At 63.5% G+C, this 15,178-nt stretch carries 17 protein-coding genes; 15 read left to right on the forward strand and 2 right to left on the reverse strand.

Annotated features, from left to right (window positions below; translation table 11 throughout):
- The first annotated feature begins 1 nt into the window (after position 1).
- The 8 genes from ACK3CV_RS13265 (at position 2) to ACK3CV_RS13300 (ending at position 6,473) form a co-directional block, all read left to right on the forward strand.
- Positions 2–1,114: an ABC transporter permease subunit gene (locus ACK3CV_RS13265; protein ID WP_164140988.1), complete on the forward strand. Its 1,113-nt coding sequence runs from the start codon at positions 2–4 to the stop codon at positions 1,112–1,114.
- Positions 1,111–1,881 carry an ABC transporter ATP-binding protein gene (locus ACK3CV_RS13270; protein WP_164140986.1) on the forward strand — a complete coding sequence of 257 codons (771 nt, stop codon included), beginning with the start codon at positions 1,111–1,113 and terminating at the stop codon, positions 1,879–1,881. The genes ACK3CV_RS13265 and ACK3CV_RS13270 overlap by 4 nt, the downstream gene beginning before the upstream one ends.
- Positions 1,874–2,587 carry an ABC transporter ATP-binding protein gene (locus ACK3CV_RS13275; protein ID WP_164039298.1) on the forward strand — a complete coding sequence of 238 codons (714 nt, stop codon included), beginning with the start codon at positions 1,874–1,876 and terminating at the stop codon, positions 2,585–2,587. The genes ACK3CV_RS13270 and ACK3CV_RS13275 overlap by 8 nt, the downstream gene beginning before the upstream one ends.
- Before the next feature lie 76 nt (positions 2,588–2,663).
- On the forward strand, positions 2,664–3,773 hold the full coding sequence (locus ACK3CV_RS13280; protein ID WP_424540208.1) for a branched-chain amino acid ABC transporter substrate-binding protein: 1,110 nt from the start codon (positions 2,664–2,666) through the stop codon (positions 3,771–3,773).
- A gap of 18 nt (positions 3,774–3,791) precedes the next feature.
- A complete protein-coding gene (locus tag ACK3CV_RS13285; protein ID WP_048321616.1) occupies positions 3,792–4,283 on the forward strand; it encodes an L-2-amino-thiazoline-4-carboxylic acid hydrolase in 492 nt (163 codons plus the stop codon).
- On the forward strand, positions 4,280–5,506 hold the full coding sequence (locus tag ACK3CV_RS13290; protein ID WP_164140982.1) for a Zn-dependent hydrolase: 1,227 nt from the start codon (positions 4,280–4,282) through the stop codon (positions 5,504–5,506). The genes ACK3CV_RS13285 and ACK3CV_RS13290 overlap by 4 nt, the downstream gene beginning before the upstream one ends.
- An 82-nt stretch (positions 5,507–5,588) precedes the next feature.
- Positions 5,589–5,936 carry an ArsR/SmtB family transcription factor gene (locus tag ACK3CV_RS13295; protein WP_033634627.1) on the forward strand — a complete coding sequence of 116 codons (348 nt, stop codon included), beginning with the start codon at positions 5,589–5,591 and terminating at the stop codon, positions 5,934–5,936.
- A 3-nt stretch (positions 5,937–5,939) separates the two neighbouring features.
- Positions 5,940–6,473 carry an SRPBCC family protein gene (locus ACK3CV_RS13300; RefSeq protein WP_038880195.1) on the forward strand — a complete coding sequence of 178 codons (534 nt, stop codon included), beginning with the start codon at positions 5,940–5,942 and terminating at the stop codon, positions 6,471–6,473.
- Here ACK3CV_RS13300 and ACK3CV_RS13305 read toward each other — a convergent pair whose 3' ends face one another.
- Positions 6,474–7,502, reverse strand: a complete 1,029-nt coding sequence (locus tag ACK3CV_RS13305; protein WP_039565992.1) for a transporter — start codon at positions 7,500–7,502, stop codon at positions 6,474–6,476. It lies immediately after the preceding gene.
- 186 nt (positions 7,503–7,688) lie between these two features.
- On the opposite strand from ACK3CV_RS13305, the gene ACK3CV_RS13310 reads away from it, so the two are divergent.
- From ACK3CV_RS13310 to ACK3CV_RS13330, 5 genes are all read left to right on the forward strand, one after another.
- Positions 7,689–9,299, forward strand: coding sequence for an inorganic phosphate transporter (locus tag ACK3CV_RS13310; RefSeq protein WP_164140980.1), 1,611 nt, complete (start codon positions 7,689–7,691; stop codon positions 9,297–9,299).
- A gap of 26 nt (positions 9,300–9,325) precedes the next feature.
- Entirely contained in the window at positions 9,326–10,240 is a 915-nt protein-coding gene (gene ppk2 / locus ACK3CV_RS13315; protein WP_033648410.1) for a polyphosphate kinase 2, read from the forward strand.
- A 120-nt stretch (positions 10,241–10,360) separates the two neighbouring features.
- Positions 10,361–10,786 (forward strand): nucleoside triphosphatase NudI, encoded by a 426-nt coding sequence (nudI, locus tag ACK3CV_RS13320; RefSeq protein WP_164140978.1) that lies wholly within the window; start codon positions 10,361–10,363, stop codon positions 10,784–10,786.
- A 93-nt stretch (positions 10,787–10,879) separates the two neighbouring features.
- Complete coding sequence (pbpG, locus tag ACK3CV_RS13325; RefSeq protein ID WP_164140976.1) at positions 10,880–11,716, forward strand: D-alanyl-D-alanine endopeptidase; 837 nt, start codon at positions 10,880–10,882, stop codon at positions 11,714–11,716.
- 138 nt (positions 11,717–11,854) lie between these two features.
- Entirely contained in the window at positions 11,855–12,841 is a 987-nt protein-coding gene (locus ACK3CV_RS13330) for an MsnO8 family LLM class oxidoreductase (protein WP_164140974.1), read from the forward strand.
- Here the strand turns inward: ACK3CV_RS13330 and ACK3CV_RS13335 are convergent.
- Positions 12,838–14,142 carry an aminotransferase class I/II-fold pyridoxal phosphate-dependent enzyme gene (locus ACK3CV_RS13335; RefSeq protein WP_164140971.1) on the reverse strand — a complete coding sequence of 435 codons (1,305 nt, stop codon included), beginning with the start codon at positions 14,140–14,142 and terminating at the stop codon, positions 12,838–12,840. The two genes, ACK3CV_RS13330 and ACK3CV_RS13335, sit on opposite strands and share 4 nt — an antisense overlap.
- Positions 14,143–14,208: 66 nt before the next feature.
- On the opposite strand from ACK3CV_RS13335, the gene ACK3CV_RS13340 reads away from it, so the two are divergent.
- Positions 14,209–14,463, forward strand: coding sequence for a hypothetical protein (locus ACK3CV_RS13340; protein WP_033634636.1), 255 nt, complete (start codon positions 14,209–14,211; stop codon positions 14,461–14,463).
- Positions 14,460–15,176 carry a glutamine amidotransferase gene (locus tag ACK3CV_RS13345; protein ID WP_164140969.1) on the forward strand — a complete coding sequence of 239 codons (717 nt, stop codon included), beginning with the start codon at positions 14,460–14,462 and terminating at the stop codon, positions 15,174–15,176. Before ACK3CV_RS13340 ends, ACK3CV_RS13345 begins: the two co-directional genes overlap by 4 nt.
- The last annotated feature ends 2 nt before the right edge of the window (positions 15,177–15,178 follow it).

Genomic DNA, 15,178 nt, shown 5'->3' on the forward strand with positions numbered 1-15,178 from the left:
GATGACCGTTTTAACTTCCACGCTTCCCCTGGCCACGCCTCGGCGCGCCAGGCTGGGGCTGACGCTGTTCATTCTCGCCCTGCTGCTGGCGCCCTGGGTTGCGGGCGCCGCCGGCGGCAACTACTGGGTGCGCGTCGTCGACTTCGCGCTGCTGTACCTGATGCTGGCGCTCGGGCTGAACATCGTGGTGGGCATGACCGGCTTGCTGGACATGGGCTTTATCGCTTTTTACGCCGTTGGCGCCTATCTGGCCGCGCTGCTGTCGTCACCGCATCTGACGCAGCAGTTCCCGCTGCTGCTGCAGTGGTTCCCCGACGGGTTTCATCTGTCGATGCTGTGGCTGATCCCGCTGGCGGCGCTGCTGGCGGCGGCGTGCGGCATCCTGCTTGGCGCGCCGACGCTGCGGCTGCGCGGCGACTATCTGGCGATCGTCACGCTCGGTTTCGGCGAGATCGTACGTATTTTGATGCGCAATCTCGATCGCCCGGTCAACCTCACCAACGGCCCCAAAGGCATTTCCGGCATCGACCCGGTCAGCCTGTTCGGCCTGAAGTTTTCCGGCATGCATGAGTGGTTCGGCGTGCGTTTCTCCGGCCTGTACCTCTATTACTACCTGTTCGCCGCCCTGCTGCTGGCGATCCTGTTTATCAGCCTGCGGTTGCAAAATTCGCGCATCGGCCGCGCGTGGACGGCGATCCGCGAAGACGAGGACGCCGCGCGGGCGATGGGCATCAACACCCGCAACTTCAAGCTGCTGGCCTTTGCCATCGGCGCCACCTTCGGCGGCGTGGCCGGCGCGCTGTTCGCCGCGTTTCAGGGCTTCGTATCGCCGGAATCGTTCACCCTGCAGGAATCGATCGCCGTTCTGGCGATGGTGGTGCTCGGCGGCATGGGGCACATCCCCGGGGTGATCCTGGGCGCGCTGCTGCTGGCCGCCCTGCCGGAATTGCTGCGCAGCAGCATGGGGCCGCTACAGCAGGCGCTGTTCGGCCAGGTGCTGATCGACCCGGAAATCATTCGCCAACTGTTTTACGGCCTGGCGCTAATCCTGGTGATGCTGTATCGCCCGGCGGGCCTGTGGCCGGCACGCCATATAAGGGGGAACGCCGCATGACGCCTTTGCTCACTTTAAATCACGTCAGCAAACGCTTCGGCGGCCTGACGGCGGTGGATGACGTCAGCATGAGCATCCGCCAGGGGGAAATCTACGGCCTGATCGGGCCGAACGGCGCCGGTAAAACCACCTGCTTCAATCTGATCACCGGTCTGTATCGCGCCGACGCGGGCGAATTCCGCCTGTCGGGCCAGCGCTATAGGCCCCAGGCGATCGATAAAGTGGCGCAGGCCGGCATCGCCCGCACCTTCCAGAACCTGCGGCTGTTCAACGAAATGAGCGTGCTGGAAAACGTGATGGTCGGCTGCCACGTGCGCACCCGCAACGGCCTGTGGGCGGCGATCGCCCGCCACCGCCGCGCCAGGGAGGAGGAACAGGCGGTGCACGATAAGTCCCATGCGCTGCTGGAGTACGTCGGCATCGGCCAATTCGCCCATTACCGCGCCGGCGATCTCGCCTATGGTCATCAGCGCCGCCTGGAGATCGCCCGCGCGCTGGCGACCGAGCCCCGGCTGCTGGCGCTGGACGAACCGGCGGCCGGCATGAACGCCGGAGAAAAAGTGGCGCTGCGCGAGCTGCTGCTGCGCATTCGCGACAGCGGCAAAACGCTGCTGTTGATCGAACACGACGTCAAGCTGGTGATGGGCCTGTGCGATCGCCTGACGGTGCTGGACTACGGCAAAGCGATCGCCGAAGGCGAACCGGCGCAGGTTCGGCGTGAACCGGCGGTCATACAGGCCTATCTGGGAGGTGGCGCGCATGTCTGAAGCCCTGCTGAGCGTTAAACGACTCAACGTGTCCTACGGCGGCATTCATGCGGTCAAAGGCATCGATTTTACGGTCAACGCCGGCGAACAGGTCACGCTGATCGGCGCCAACGGCGCGGGCAAGACCTCCAGCCTGCGGGCGCTGACCGGGCTGCAGCCGTTCGAGGGCGACATCCTGTTCGACGGCCGTTCGATTCGCGGCATGGCGCCGCACCGCTTGCTGCAACAGGGGCTGGTGATGGTGCCGGAAGGTCGCGGCATTTTCACCCGCCTGACGGTGCGAGAAAACCTGCAGCTGGGCGCCTATGCGCGGCGTGACAAACCGGCGGTACGGCACGATTTCGAACGGGTATGCGCCACCTTCCCGCGCCTGAACGAACGCCTGAACCAACCGGCCGGGCTGCTTTCGGGCGGCGAGCAGCAGATGGTGGCGATGGGCCGTGCGCTGCTCAGCCGCCCGCGCCTGTTGATATTGGACGAGCCGTCGATGGGGCTGGCGCCGATTGTGGTGGAAGCCATTTTTTCGGTCATCAAACAGCTTGCGCGTGACAGCGTCACGCTATTGTTGGTCGAGCAAAACGCCCGCCTGGCGCTGGAATCCACCGATCGCGCCTATGTGCTGGACAGCGGCAACCTGAGCCACAGCGGCCGCTCCGCCGACATGCTGGACGATGAAAAAATCAAACAGATCTATTTGGGTGAATAACCGTTGTTACCTTTAACCGCACCAGGAGTATGACATGCAGCAGAACTTTCGCATCAAGCCGTTGGCGCTGGCCGCCATGACGATGATCCTGAGCCTCCCGGCGCTGGCGGACGACACCGTGCTGATCGGCCTGGCCGGGCCGCTGACCGGCCCTTCCGCGCGCATCGGCAAAGATCTCGAAAACGGCGCGCGGCTGGCGATCGCCGACGCCAACGCGCAAAAGCCGACGCTGAACGGCAAACCGGTCACCTTCAAATTGCTGTCCGAGGACGATCAGTCCGATCCGCGCACCGCCGTGGCCGTCGCGCAGCGTTTGGTGGACGAAGGCGTCGCCGGCGTGGTCGGCCACTGGAACACCGGCACCAGCATCCCGGCGGCACGCATCTATCACGACGCCGGCATCGCCCAGGTGGCGCCGGTCGCCACCGGCCACGGCTACACGCAACAAGGCTTTGACACCAGCTTCCGCGTGATGGGCCACGACGACGACGGCGGCAACTATGCCGGGCAGTATGCGGTGAAAACGCTGAAAGCCCAGCGCATCGCGGTGATCGGCGATCGCACCGCCTTCGGCCAGGGCCTGGCGGACGAGTTCATCAAATCGCTGCAGGCCCAGGGCGTGCAGCCGGTCACCCGCGAATACGTCGACGACAAGACCGTCGATTTCAGCGCCGTGCTGACCACCGTGCGCAGCAAAAACGCCGATCTGATCTTCTTCGGCGGCGTGGACTCCCAGGCGGCACCGCTGGCACGCAAACTGAAACAGCTGGGCATGAACGCGCAGCTGATGGGCGCAGGCGGCTTTGTCAGCCAGACCTTCCTGACGCTGGCGCAGCATGAAGGCGAAGGCGTCGTCGCGTTGGAGCCGGGGCTGCCGCTGGAACAGATGCCGGGCGGCAAGGCGTTTGAACAAGCCTACCGCGACCGTTACCACACCCACATCGAACTGCATGCGCCCTTCGCCTACGACGCCACCCGGGTGCTGATCGCCGCCATCGAACAGGCCGGCTCGGCCAATCCGGCCGATTACCTGCCGAAACTGCGCGCCATCCATTATCAGGGCGTGACCGGCGCCATCGCCTTCGATGCGCAGGGCAACCTGCAACAGCCGAGCTTCACCCTGTACCGGGTAGTGGACGGCAAATGGCAACCGCAAACCGTGTTGGGCGGCGCCAAACCACAATAAATCAAGAGGAGCAAGGCGATGAGCTGTGCAAACAACGAGTTGGGCATTTTGGCCCGCAGAAAGATCGAAGCGGAGATCATCAAACCGATCTACCAGATCCTGGTGCGTGAAATCGGCAAAGCGCGCGCTCAGGCGGTGATCGGCGAAGCCATCGAGAACGCCGCCATCGCGGCGGGCAAACACTTCGCCGCACAGGAACCGAACGGCGCGGATCTGCGCAGCTTCGCCGCCTTGCAGTACCTGTGGGAAAAAGACGACGCGCTGCGCGTTGAGGTGATCAACCAGGACGAACAACACTTCGACTATAACGTCACCCGCTGCCGCTACGCCGAGATGTACCACGAGATGGGGCTGGGGGAAATCGGCCACCTGCTCTCCTGCGCGCGCGACAGCCAGTTTATCGTCGGCTATGCGCCGGAAGTCGAGCTGCAGCGCAGCCAAACCATCATGTCCGGCGCCCCCTGCTGCGATTTCCGCTACACCGCCAAAACGCCGGGAGAAGAGCAATGACGTATCGGGTCAACGGCGAGCGCCTGTGGCAAAGCCTGCACGCGATGGCGCAGTTCGGCGCCATCGCCGACAACGGCGTCACCCGGCTGGCGCTCAGCGAAGAGGATCGCCAGGCGCGCGACCAACTGCGTCTGTGGGCGCTGGAGGCCGGTTGCAGCGTGCGCGTCGATCGAATGGGCAACATGTTCCTGCGCCGCGAAGGCGCGCGCCCCGAGCTGGCGCCGGTGGTCACCGGTTCTCACGGCGACTCGCAGCCCCGCGGTGGCCGTTTCGACGGCATCTACGGCGTGCTGGCCGGGTTGGAGGTGATTCGCAGCCTTAACGATCGGCAGATCGTCACCGAACGCGCAATTGAAGTGATCAACTGGACCAACGAAGAAGGCGCTCGCTTCGCGCCGGCGATGATCGCCTCCGGCGTGTTCGCCGGGGTCTTCGAGCTGGAATACGGTCTGACGCGCCGCGACGAGCACGGCGTCAGCCTCGGCGACGCGCTGGAACGCATCGGCTACGCCGGCGAACACCCGGTGGGCGGCACGCCGATCCATGCCGCCTTCGAGCTGCACATTGAGCAGGGGCCGATTCTGGAAGCGGAGCACCTCGACATCGGCGTGGTAACCGCCGCACAGGGGCAGCGCTGGTACGAGCTGGAGGTCGTCGGCTTCAGCGCCCACGCCGGCACCACGCCGATGGATCGCCGCCGCGACGCCCTGCTGGGCTTCACCGAGCTGGTGACGGCGGTCAACCGCATCGGCTGGGATTTCGTGCCCGACGCGCGCGCCACGGTGGGCATGGCGCAAATTACCCCCAATTCACGCAACGTGGTGCCGGGCCGGGTCTTTTTCAGCGTCGAATTCCGCCATCCGCAGGAGTCAATTCTGGAACAGATGGAGCAGCGCCTGCTGGCGGCGGTAAACCACGTCAACGGCGGCGGCCTGACCGCTCGCGCCGAGCGCATTTTCCAGTATCCCCCGATCGCTTTTGATCGGGGCTGCATCGACAGCGTACGTCATGCCGCGCAAGCGTTGGGTTACCGCCATCGCGACATGATTTCCGGCGCTGGCCACGATGCCTGTTACCTTAACCGCGTCGCCCCCACCGCCATGATTTTCATTCCCTGCGTGGACGGCATCAGCCACAACGAGCGGGAAGACATCACCCCCGCCTGGGCAACCGCCGGCGCCGACGTGTTGCTGAACGCCCTGCTGGCGCACGCCGGCGCCTGATCCCCGCCCCGGTTTTTCGCCGGGGCAAAAAATATTCAACAAAACGGTTGAATATTAGCCCGCCTGTTCTATATTCAACCATATGGTTGAATTATCTTCCTCACAGCTGGACGCCATTTTTCATGCGCTGGCCGACCCGACCCGCCGCTCGATGTTACGTGCGCTGGCCGGCGGTGAGCGCAGCATCGGCGAACTGGCCGCGCCGCTGCAGATGTCGTTCGCCGGCGCCTCCAAGCACGTGAAAGCACTGGAACATGCGGGCCTGGTGCAACGCACCGTGCAAGGAAGAAACCATATCTGCCGGCTCGAACCCGAGCCTATGGCGCAGGCCATGCACTGGCTGCAAACCTATGAACATTTCTGGACTGAACGGCTGAATGCGCTCGAACAGGCGCTGCTGCAGCCCGAACAGCTTCCTCCCAAGGAGTGAACCATGAATGATTACGGCATGATTATCGAACCCGGTACGCTGCGCATCCAGCGGCTGCTGCCCGGCCCCATCGAGCGGGTGTGGGCTTACCTGACCGAATCCGACAAGCGCGCCACCTGGCTGGCGGCCGGCGCCATGACGTTGGAGAACGGCGCGCCGCTGGAGCTGGAATTTCGCAACTCCGATCTGGCGGGCGAGCACGAACCCCCGCCGGCCAAGTACAAACAGCACGGCGGCTGCGTCAGCAACCGCGGCCACATCACCTGCCTGTTCCCGCCGCGCCTGCTGAGCTTTACTTGGGCCGAACAGGATCAGGGCCGCCCTTCCGAGGTGACCTTCGAACTGACGGAACAGGGAAGCGCCGTGCTGCTGACGGTCACCCACCGGCGTTTGGCCAACCGCGACGAGATGCTCAGCGTCGCCGGCGGCTGGCACACCCATCTGGATATCCTGCTGGATCGTCTGCACGATCGGGCGCCGCAGCCGTTCTGGAGCACCCATGCCCGGCTGGAAGAAGAGTACCGCGCCCGCCTGTAATTACGACTCGTCCCTGCGCCTGAACGCCAGATAACCGGCGATCAGCGTAAAACTGCCGACCAGCAACACCAGCAGGATAAAACCGTGGTGATTGCTGGCCAGCGGGATCCCCCCCACGTTCATGCCGAAGAAACCGGCGACGATATTGATCGGCAGCGCCAGCACGGTGATCACCGTCAGCGTGTAGAGCGTGCGGTTATTCTGCTCCATCAGCTTGGCGCCCAGCTCCTCCTGCAGCAGCCGGATGCGTTCGGTCAGGCTGGCGAGATCGTTCAACACCACGGTGAACTCTTCGGTAAACTGCCGCAGATCCTGTACCACCTCACGGCTCAGCCAGGTCGGTGGCCGGTTCAACAGGCGAAACAGCGCGGCCGGCTCCGGCGCCAGCAGGCGCTGAAAGCGCAGCAGCATGCGGCGCATGCGCCCCAGCTCGGCGCGGTTGCGTTTGACGCGGCGCGTCAGCAGGCGGTCCTCGATGGTATCGACATACTGGTTGGCCTGCCGCACCACCTGTTCCAGCACGTCTTCCTGCTCTTCCAGCAAATGCGCCAGCAGTTCGGTGGACGAGGCCAGCTGCAGCGCCGTCAGGCGGCCGAGCAGCCGTTCAATGAGTCGCACCGGTTTATGGCGCACGGTCACCACCAGCCCGCGGCAGCAATAGAGCCACAGCGTCGCCGTTTCCGGGTTGCTGTCCTCGGGGTGGAAGATCACATCGTTGAGCACCGCGAACAGATCGTCGCCCTGGCGCTCGATGCGCGTGGTGTGGGAACCGTGGCGAATCTCGTGGAAGAAAAAATCGGAAATGGCGAAATGATTTTTCAACCACTTCTCCGCCGCCGCGTGGTTGAGATTGAGGTGCAGCCAGATAAAACCGTCGCCGGGCGGCAACGTCTGGTAGGCCTGGCAGACCTGCTGCGAGTTCAGGCGCCTCGGCGGCTCACCGGAACGAAACACATGGCCGTAGATCAGCCCGGTTACTTCATCATCAAAATCCAGCTTGTGCATCTTTTCCGCTAACCGTTGCACCATAACGCCCTATCCTGCCTGTTGCCGTTAACCCAAGACCGTCCCCGCTGTTATAACAATCTTTATTTATCGGCGTTAATGATTTTCGCCGTTCCCGATGATTAATATTTTCGTCATAAAAAAGCCACATTCATTCAGAATACTTTTCAGGCGACAGCTACCGCATCCAATCCTCTCAGGAAGGTCATTATGAGCGATAACAGCGCCGTTCAAACGGGCGTGCCGGCCGCCTCCAGCCTGCCCAAACTGCATCAAAAGAACAGTCGACTCACTGTTCTTTTTTTTGTGTTCTTATTAATTCTGGGGATCGCGTTCGCCGGGGTGAACTTATTTAACGACGTCAGCGACGCCGGCGCCGTCTATACCAGTTACGTTCCGTTTTTATTATTGGGGCTGGCGCTATTGATTGCGCTGGGCTTTGAATTCGTCAACGGCTTCCACGATACCGCCAATGCGGTCGCAACGGTGATTTACACCCACTCGCTTTCGCCGATGGTCGCCGTGGTGTGGTCCGGTTTCTTCAACTTTCTCGGCGTGTTGCTCTCCAGCGGCGTGGTGGCCTTCGGCATCATTTCGCTGCTGCCGGTCGAGCTGATCCTGCAGGCCGGCACCGGCAACGGTTTCGCCATGGTGTACGCCCTGCTGTTCTCCGCCATCATCTGGAACCTCGGCACCTGGTGGCTCGGGCTGCCCGCCTCGTCGTCGCATACGCTGATCGGCTCGATTATCGGCGTCGGCGTCGCCAACGCCCTGATCCACGGCCGCACCGGCACCAGCGGCGTGGACTGGGGCCAGGCGATCAAGGTGGGCTACGCGCTGCTGCTGTCGCCGGTGATCGGCTTCGTGTTCGCCGGCCTGCTGCTGCTGGCGCTGAAGCTGTTCGTCAAGAACCGCCAGCTGTACAGCGCCCCTAAGGGCAATACCCCGCCGCCGCTGTGGATCCGCGGGCTGCTGATCCTCACCTGCACCGGCGTTTCCTTCGCGCACGGTTCCAACGACGGCCAGAAAGGCATGGGCCTTATCATGCTGATCCTGGTGGGCACCATGCCGATCGCCTACGCCCTGAACCGTTCGATGCCGCCGGAGCAGATTCCCCGGGTGGCGGCGCTGGCGGAGGTGACCCAAAACCAGCTGCTGCGCCAGTTCCCGGCCGGCGGCCAAACGCCGCCGCGCGAGGTGCTGACCGGCTATGTGCGCACCAGCGAGCTAACGCCGGAGGTGGTGCCGGCGTTGGCGCAGCTGGCCGGTGCGATCGGCGATCAAATCCGTCAGTACGGCTCGGTCGACAAGATCCCGGCGCAGGCGGTGTCGAACACCCGCAACGACATGTATCTGGCGTCCGAGACCATCAAGCACCTGAAGGCAGAGCATCAGCTGCAGATCAATCCCGACGCGCAGCGCAACCTCGACGCGCTGAAGGGCGAACTCGACAACGCCACCCGCTTCATTCCCTTCTGGGTGAAAGTGGTGGTGGCGATTGCGCTGGGGCTCGGCACCATGGTCGGCTGGCGCCGCATCGTGGTGACGGTGGGCGAAAAGATCGGTAAATCGCACCTGACCTACGCCCAGGGCGCCAGCGCCGAACTGGTGGCGATGACCACCATCGGCGCGGCCGACGCCTTCGGCTTGCCGGTTTCGACCACGCACGTCCTGTCGTCCGGCATCGCCGGCACCATGGCCGCCAACCGCTCCGGGCTGCAGATGGCCACCCTACGCAATCTGCTGATGGCCTGGGTGCTAACCCTGCCGGCCTCGGTGCTGCTGTCGGCGGTGCTGTACTGGATCTTCAACCATTTCTAACACCGGGCCGATACGGAGAAAATCTGATGACCATGCATGAAGTCAACCGCGATGACGGTTTCAACCAGCGCCTGCTGCAAGAGTTTTACGACAGCTACGACGAAGAGCTGGAAATGGAGCTGGACGACCTGCGCTTCGACGCGGCAGAAGTCGACAGCGACGCGAAGAAAGCCTGGCGCAAGCAGTACTTCCGCGAGTTGCTGCGCCTGCAGGGCGAGCTGGTGAAGCTGCAGGATTGGGTGATGCGCACCGGCCACCGGCTGGTGATCATCTTCGAAGGCCGCGACGCCGCCGGCAAGGGCGGCGTGATCAAGCGCATCACCCAGCGCCTCAACCCGCGCACCTGCCGCGTGGCGGCGCTGCCGGCGCCGAACGATCGCGAACGCACCCAGTGGTATTTTCAGCGTTATATCGCGCATCTGCCGGCCGCCGGCGAAATGGTGCTGTTCGACCGCAGCTGGTATAACCGCGCCGGCGTGGAGCGCGTGATGGGCTTTTGCAACGACGAAGAGTATGAGGAGTTTTTCCGCAGCGTGCCGGAATTCGAAAAAATGCTGACGCGCAGCGGCATCCAAATCGTCAAATACTGGTTTTCAATCACCGATGAGGAGCAGGAGCTGCGTTTCCTCAGCCGCATTCACGATCCGCTCAAGCAGTGGAAGCTCAGCCCAATGGATCTGGAAAGCCGCCGCCGCTGGGAGGACTACACCGAGGCCAAAGAAATCATGTTAGCGCGCACTAACATTGCCGAAGCGCCCTGGTGGGTGGTTCAGGGCGTCGACAAGAAAAAGGCCCGCCTGAACTGCATCACCCACCTGTTGCAGCAGGTGCCTTATGAGGAAGCCGAAGGCAACGTCATCACGCTGCCGCAGCGCAAACGCAGCCCGGAATACCACCGTAGCCCGGTGCCGGACAACATGGTGGTGCCGGAAATCTACTGACCTTAGCGCAGAGAGGCGGCTACCGCTTCTCTGCGCTAATACAACGCTTTGATTTCTCTCACGCTAAGGGGCTAAACCCCATGTTAAAGTGGTTGCTTTCCATTTTGACAGGAGTCTTCCATGCGCCAGCGCATCATTGTCTGCCCGCTGATTGAAAACGATAACGCCTTCCTGCTGTGCAAAATGGCGGCGCACAAGGGCGTGTTCCCCGGCCAATGGGCACTGTCCGGCGGCGGCGTCGAGCCGGGTGAACAGATAGAACAGGCACTGCGGCGCGAAGTGCGCGAAGAGCTGGGCGCCGCGCTGATCCTCGACAGCATCACGCCCTGGACCTTCCGCGACGATGTGCGCATCAAAACCTACGCCGACGGCAGCCGGGAGCAAATCTACATGATTTACCTGATTTTCGACTGCCATGCCGCCAACCGCGACGTGACGATCAACGACGAGTTCGACGACTACGCCTGGGTGCCGCGCGAGCGTCTCGCGGACTACGATTTGAACGAGGCCACCCGCTTGACGCTGCAACAAAAGGGATTGTTGTAACAGTTTGAGCGATTATCGCCCTATTTTCTTCACATTTGCCGGGCAGACTCTTTTGATATTTTTTAATCACTTAGGGTCACTATTGCCGCCGTTATGCTTTTATCTCACGCTTTTCTCCGTCTGCCCGCCCGGCGCTTCGGCGCCGCCCTCCTGTTCAGCCTGCTGTTCGTTTTGGCGCCCGTGCATGCCGCTGCGCCGCCGCTGGTGCTGAACGCCAAATCGGTGCTGGTCGTCAATCAACGCACCGAAAAGACGCTCTATCAGAAGCAGCCGAACCGCGTGCTGCCGATCGCCTCGCTCACCAAGCTGATGACCGCCATGGTCGCCCTGGACAGCAAACGCCCGATGGGCAGCAGGCTGAAAGTCACCGCCGCCGATCGCGATCTGCTGAAGAAAACCCACTCGCGCCTGACCATCGGCTCGGTGCTCAGCCGCCGCGACATGCTGCACATCGCCCTGATGTCTTCGGAGAACCGCGCCGCTGCGGCGCTGAGCCGCAGCTATCCTGGCGGACGCAAGGCCTTCGTGGCGAAAATGAATCAGAAAGCGCGCGCCATCGGCATGAAACGCGCCCGCTTCTACGATCCGACCGGGCTGACGCCGCGCAATGTGGCGACCGCCAACGATCTGCTGAAGATGGTCAATCACGCCTATCGTTATCAGTCAATTCGCCGCTTCAGCACCGACAAGCAGCAGATCGTGCGTCCTGGCCGCGGCCAACTGGTCTACCGCAGCTCCAACGGCCTGATCAACAACCCAGCCTGGAAGATCCAGCTGCAGAAAACCGGCTTTACCGACGAGGCCGGCCACTGCCTGGTGATGCGCACCACCATCAAAGGGCAGCCGGTGGTGATGATCCTGCTCGGCGCGCAGTCGCGCTACGGCCACTACCGTGACGCCATTCGTCTGAAGGCCTGGCTCGAAGGATAATATCGCGGCGCTTTACCGATCTGCGCATATCCAAATTCGTTTTGGATCAATGGAATATCCTATCGCCAATCAGTATTAAGGCGCGCGCCGCCCGCATGGTATTTGTCAGGCATATCTGATGAGGAAAGGAGCGGGAAAATGGCTTATGCCTTGAGCATATTGGAAAAGAGTCCGATCGCCGACGGGGAAAGCGCCGCTCAGGCGCTGGCGCGCACGCTGCATCTGGCGCAGCAGGCGGAACGCTGGGGCTATCGGCGTTTCTGGCTGGCGGAGCACCACAACACGCCGCAGCTCGCCTGCCCGTCGCCGGAAGTGCTGATCGGCTACCTGCTCGGCCAGACGTCGCGCATTCGCATCGGCTCCGGCGGCGTGATGCTGCAACACTACAGCGCCTACAAGGTGGCCGAAAACTTTAACCTGCTGGCGGCGCTGGCGCCGGGGCGCGTCGATCTCGGGGTGGGCAAAGCGCCCGGCGGGCTGCCGCTCGCCACCCAGGCGTTGCAGGCCGCTCATGACCGACAAAACAAACCGGCTTTCCCGCAGCAGCTGTCGCAGCTGACCGCCTATCTGAACGACGACGCCGAGCCAGGATTGAGCGCCACACCGCTGCCGCCGCACGCCGCCCAGCGCTTTCTGCTCGGCGCCAGTAAAGAGAGCGCGACGCTGGCGGCCGAATCCGGCTGGGCCTTCGTGTTCGCCGCGCATCTTAACGGCAATCCGCAGGATATCCGCGAGGCGCTGGCGCACTACACCGCACTGAGCGGCGGCCGCAAGGCGCTGCTGGCGGTAGCGGCGATCGCGGCGCCAAGCGCGGAACAGGCCGCGGCGCTGGCGGCGGATATACAGCAATATCGCGTGCACGTCGCCGGTGAGCAGAGCGTGACCGTCGGCAGCCTGGCGCAGGCCGAGAGTTTCGTGCAGCAGGCCGGCGCCACCGACTACCGCATCGAACCGCGGGAAAGCCATATTCTGCTCGGCACCGCGCCGCAGGTGCATCAGCAACTGGCGCAGCTGCAGCAGCGGTACGGCGTGGACGAGTTCATCATCGACACGCCGATCGCCGAACCGAGCGCCCGGCTCACCTCACTGCAGCTGCTGGCGGAGGAGAGCCTGACGCCGGTCTAGTTGATCGCCGCGCTGGCCCGCATGGCATCGGCCAGATCCTGCGCCAGCGGCGCCAATTGCGCCGGCGCCACGTTGGCCAGGCTGACGCGGATCGCAGGATCGCTCTTCAGACGAAAAGGCTCGCCGCCCTGCACCAGCCACCCCCGCTGCGCCATCAGCTGCGCGGCGGCGGTTTCCGACCGCACCGGCAACCACAGGTGCAGCCCTTCACCTACCGCCAGCGCCGTGTGATTCAGCGCGTTGAGCCGTTGCACCAGTTCATCCCTTCTGGCCTGATACGCCTGCTGCGCCCGCTGCAGCTGCCCTTCCTGCAAGGCCTGCCCCCACAGCCTGGCGGCAATCTGCTGCAAGATATGGCTGACCCAGCGCTCGCTAATGTACTGATCGGCGCGCATTGCCTGCAGCAACGTCGGGTTGCCGCAGGCCAGCGCGATGCGCAGATCCGGGCTGAGAAACTTGCTCAGCGACAGCACGTACAGCCCGCGATCGCCGTCGAACGGCAGATGCAGCGGCTGCTGCGACAGCGGGCCCCAGAAGTCGTCGACGATCGCCAGACACTGCGGATTTGCGCTGAGAAAACGCCGCCACTGCTGCGCGCGTTGCGCAGAGAGCGAGGCGCCGGTCGGATTGTGGGCGCGCGGCGTCAGGATCACCGCGCCCGCCGCTCCGCTTTCCGGCAACCGCCCCCCCTGTTCATCCATCGCCAGCGGCAGCGGCCGCAGACGCAGGTGGCGCAGCAGCGTCAATAGCGGCGGCCAGCAGGGATCTTCCACCCACACCGCCGCGCCCGGCTGCATATGGCAGCACAGCGCCTTTTCCATCGCGTCCAGCGCGCCGGAGAACACCGCCGGTTCCCCCAGCGTGACGCCCTGGCTGCCGAGCCACTCGCGCCCCAGGCCGGTCAATACCGGCAGATCGCCGCTGATGTCATAGCCGTTTTGCTGCGGGAACGCCTCCGCCGCGCCCAGCGCCAACGCCGGCAACAATGCGGCATCCAGATTGCCGCTGGCCAGATCGCACATTCCCGCCGGCACCTGGCGCGGCGTATAGGCCGCACTCACCGCCGCCAGCGGCGGTTCCAGCACCACCGTTCCCGCCCGCCCACGCGTCGCCACCAGACCGGCATCGCGCAATCGGGCGTATGCGCTGGCGACGGTATTCGGATTGACCTCCAGCTCCGCCGCCAGCTGGCGTACCGGCGGCAACAGCTCGCCCGGCCGCAGCGCGCCGTCTTTGATGCGTGCGGCGATCTGCTCGGCAATCTGGACAGCGCCGCCGCCTTTTGCATACAATGAAGTCATACATAAATCCTTTTGTACTAGTTCAAAATAGATTAACAGCTTCCGCGGCCAAAAGTAAGGGGTTCCATGGATAAACATTACGTGCTCGACATTCAGTATGCAGGAAAGGCCTTTGCCCGCCTGCAGATGTTCACGCCCTGGGCGGCCGATCAGCTGGAGCAGGCGTGCGCGCTGTTCCCGGCCGCGCAGGGTTATCAGGTACAGCTCAGCCAGGTCAGCGAACGCCGCATCGTCTACCAGAGCGGCGCGCAAGGCATCGCGGTGCTGGGCGAGTCGCTGGCGCTGACGCCGTTCACCCACGCTCACGAGGTTAAACAATGAAAAAAGCCGTCGCCATTCGACACGTCAATTTTGAAAACCTGGGCATCCTCGGTTCCCTGCTCTCGCTGCGCGGCTATCAGATCGACTATTACGATGCCGGCCGCGATGATATTCGTGCTATCAATAATGAAGAGACCGATCTGTTGGTGGTGCTCGGCGGGCCGATCAGCGCCGCCCAACACTTTTCCGGCGCGCAGCGCTATGATTTTCTCGACCATGAATTGGCGCTGGTCAAACAGCGGCTGGCGCAGCGGCGGGCGACCCTTGGGGTGTGTCTCGGCGCGCAGGTGATCGCCCAGGCGTTGGGCGCCGACGTGATCTCGCTCGGCGTCAAAGAGATCGGTTTCGCCCCGCTGACCACGCTCACGGCGCAAGACGACTCGGTGCTGGCGCCGCTGGCCGATACGCCGGTGCTGCATTGGCACGGTGATATGTTCATGATCCCGGAGGGCGCCCGCTGCCTGGCCGGCACGGCGGTTTGCCCGCATCAGGCCTTCGACTATCAGGGGTTCGCGCTCGGCCTGCAGTTCCATCTGGAGGCGGATCATCGCGATATCGAACGCTGGCTGATTGGCCATGCCTGCGAACTGGAACTGGCCGGCATCGCGCCCCAGAGCCTGCGCGAACAGGCGGCGCGCCACGGCGCACAGCTGGAACAACGCGCGCGGCAGGTGTTCGCCCGCTGGCTGGATAATAACGAACCAAGGATGTAACT

This window comes from Serratia sp. TSO36 (assembly GCF_057808395.1).

What these genes read in the sequence shown, in the direction of transcription:
- ACK3CV_RS13265 (WP_164140988.1), top strand. Translation starts at nt 2, where the DNA reads ATGACCGTTTTAACTTCCACGCTTCCCCTGGCCACGCCTCGGCGCGCC.
- ACK3CV_RS13270 (WP_164140986.1), top strand. Translation starts at nt 1,111, where the DNA reads ATGACGCCTTTGCTCACTTTAAATCACGTCAGCAAACGCTTCGGCGGC.
- ACK3CV_RS13275 (WP_164039298.1), top strand. Translation starts at nt 1,874, where the DNA reads ATGTCTGAAGCCCTGCTGAGCGTTAAACGACTCAACGTGTCCTACGGC.
- ACK3CV_RS13280 (WP_424540208.1), top strand. Translation starts at nt 2,664, where the DNA reads ATGACGATGATCCTGAGCCTCCCGGCGCTGGCGGACGACACCGTGCTG.
- ACK3CV_RS13285 (WP_048321616.1), top strand. Translation starts at nt 3,792, where the DNA reads ATGAGCTGTGCAAACAACGAGTTGGGCATTTTGGCCCGCAGAAAGATC.
- ACK3CV_RS13290 (WP_164140982.1), top strand. Translation starts at nt 4,280, where the DNA reads ATGACGTATCGGGTCAACGGCGAGCGCCTGTGGCAAAGCCTGCACGCG.
- ACK3CV_RS13295 (WP_033634627.1), top strand. Translation starts at nt 5,589, where the DNA reads ATGGTTGAATTATCTTCCTCACAGCTGGACGCCATTTTTCATGCGCTG.
- ACK3CV_RS13300 (WP_038880195.1), top strand. Translation starts at nt 5,940, where the DNA reads ATGAATGATTACGGCATGATTATCGAACCCGGTACGCTGCGCATCCAG.
- ACK3CV_RS13305 (WP_039565992.1), bottom strand. Translation starts at nt 7,502, where the DNA reads ATGGTGCAACGGTTAGCGGAAAAGATGCACAAGCTGGATTTTGATGAT.
- ACK3CV_RS13310 (WP_164140980.1), top strand. Translation starts at nt 7,689, where the DNA reads ATGAGCGATAACAGCGCCGTTCAAACGGGCGTGCCGGCCGCCTCCAGC.
- ppk2 (WP_033648410.1), top strand. Translation starts at nt 9,326, where the DNA reads ATGACCATGCATGAAGTCAACCGCGATGACGGTTTCAACCAGCGCCTG.
- nudI (WP_164140978.1), top strand. Translation starts at nt 10,361, where the DNA reads ATGCGCCAGCGCATCATTGTCTGCCCGCTGATTGAAAACGATAACGCC.
- pbpG (WP_164140976.1), top strand. Translation starts at nt 10,880, where the DNA reads ATGCTTTTATCTCACGCTTTTCTCCGTCTGCCCGCCCGGCGCTTCGGC.
- ACK3CV_RS13330 (WP_164140974.1), top strand. Translation starts at nt 11,855, where the DNA reads ATGGCTTATGCCTTGAGCATATTGGAAAAGAGTCCGATCGCCGACGGG.
- ACK3CV_RS13335 (WP_164140971.1), bottom strand. Translation starts at nt 14,142, where the DNA reads ATGACTTCATTGTATGCAAAAGGCGGCGGCGCTGTCCAGATTGCCGAG.
- ACK3CV_RS13340 (WP_033634636.1), top strand. Translation starts at nt 14,209, where the DNA reads ATGGATAAACATTACGTGCTCGACATTCAGTATGCAGGAAAGGCCTTT.
- ACK3CV_RS13345 (WP_164140969.1), top strand. Translation starts at nt 14,460, where the DNA reads ATGAAAAAAGCCGTCGCCATTCGACACGTCAATTTTGAAAACCTGGGC.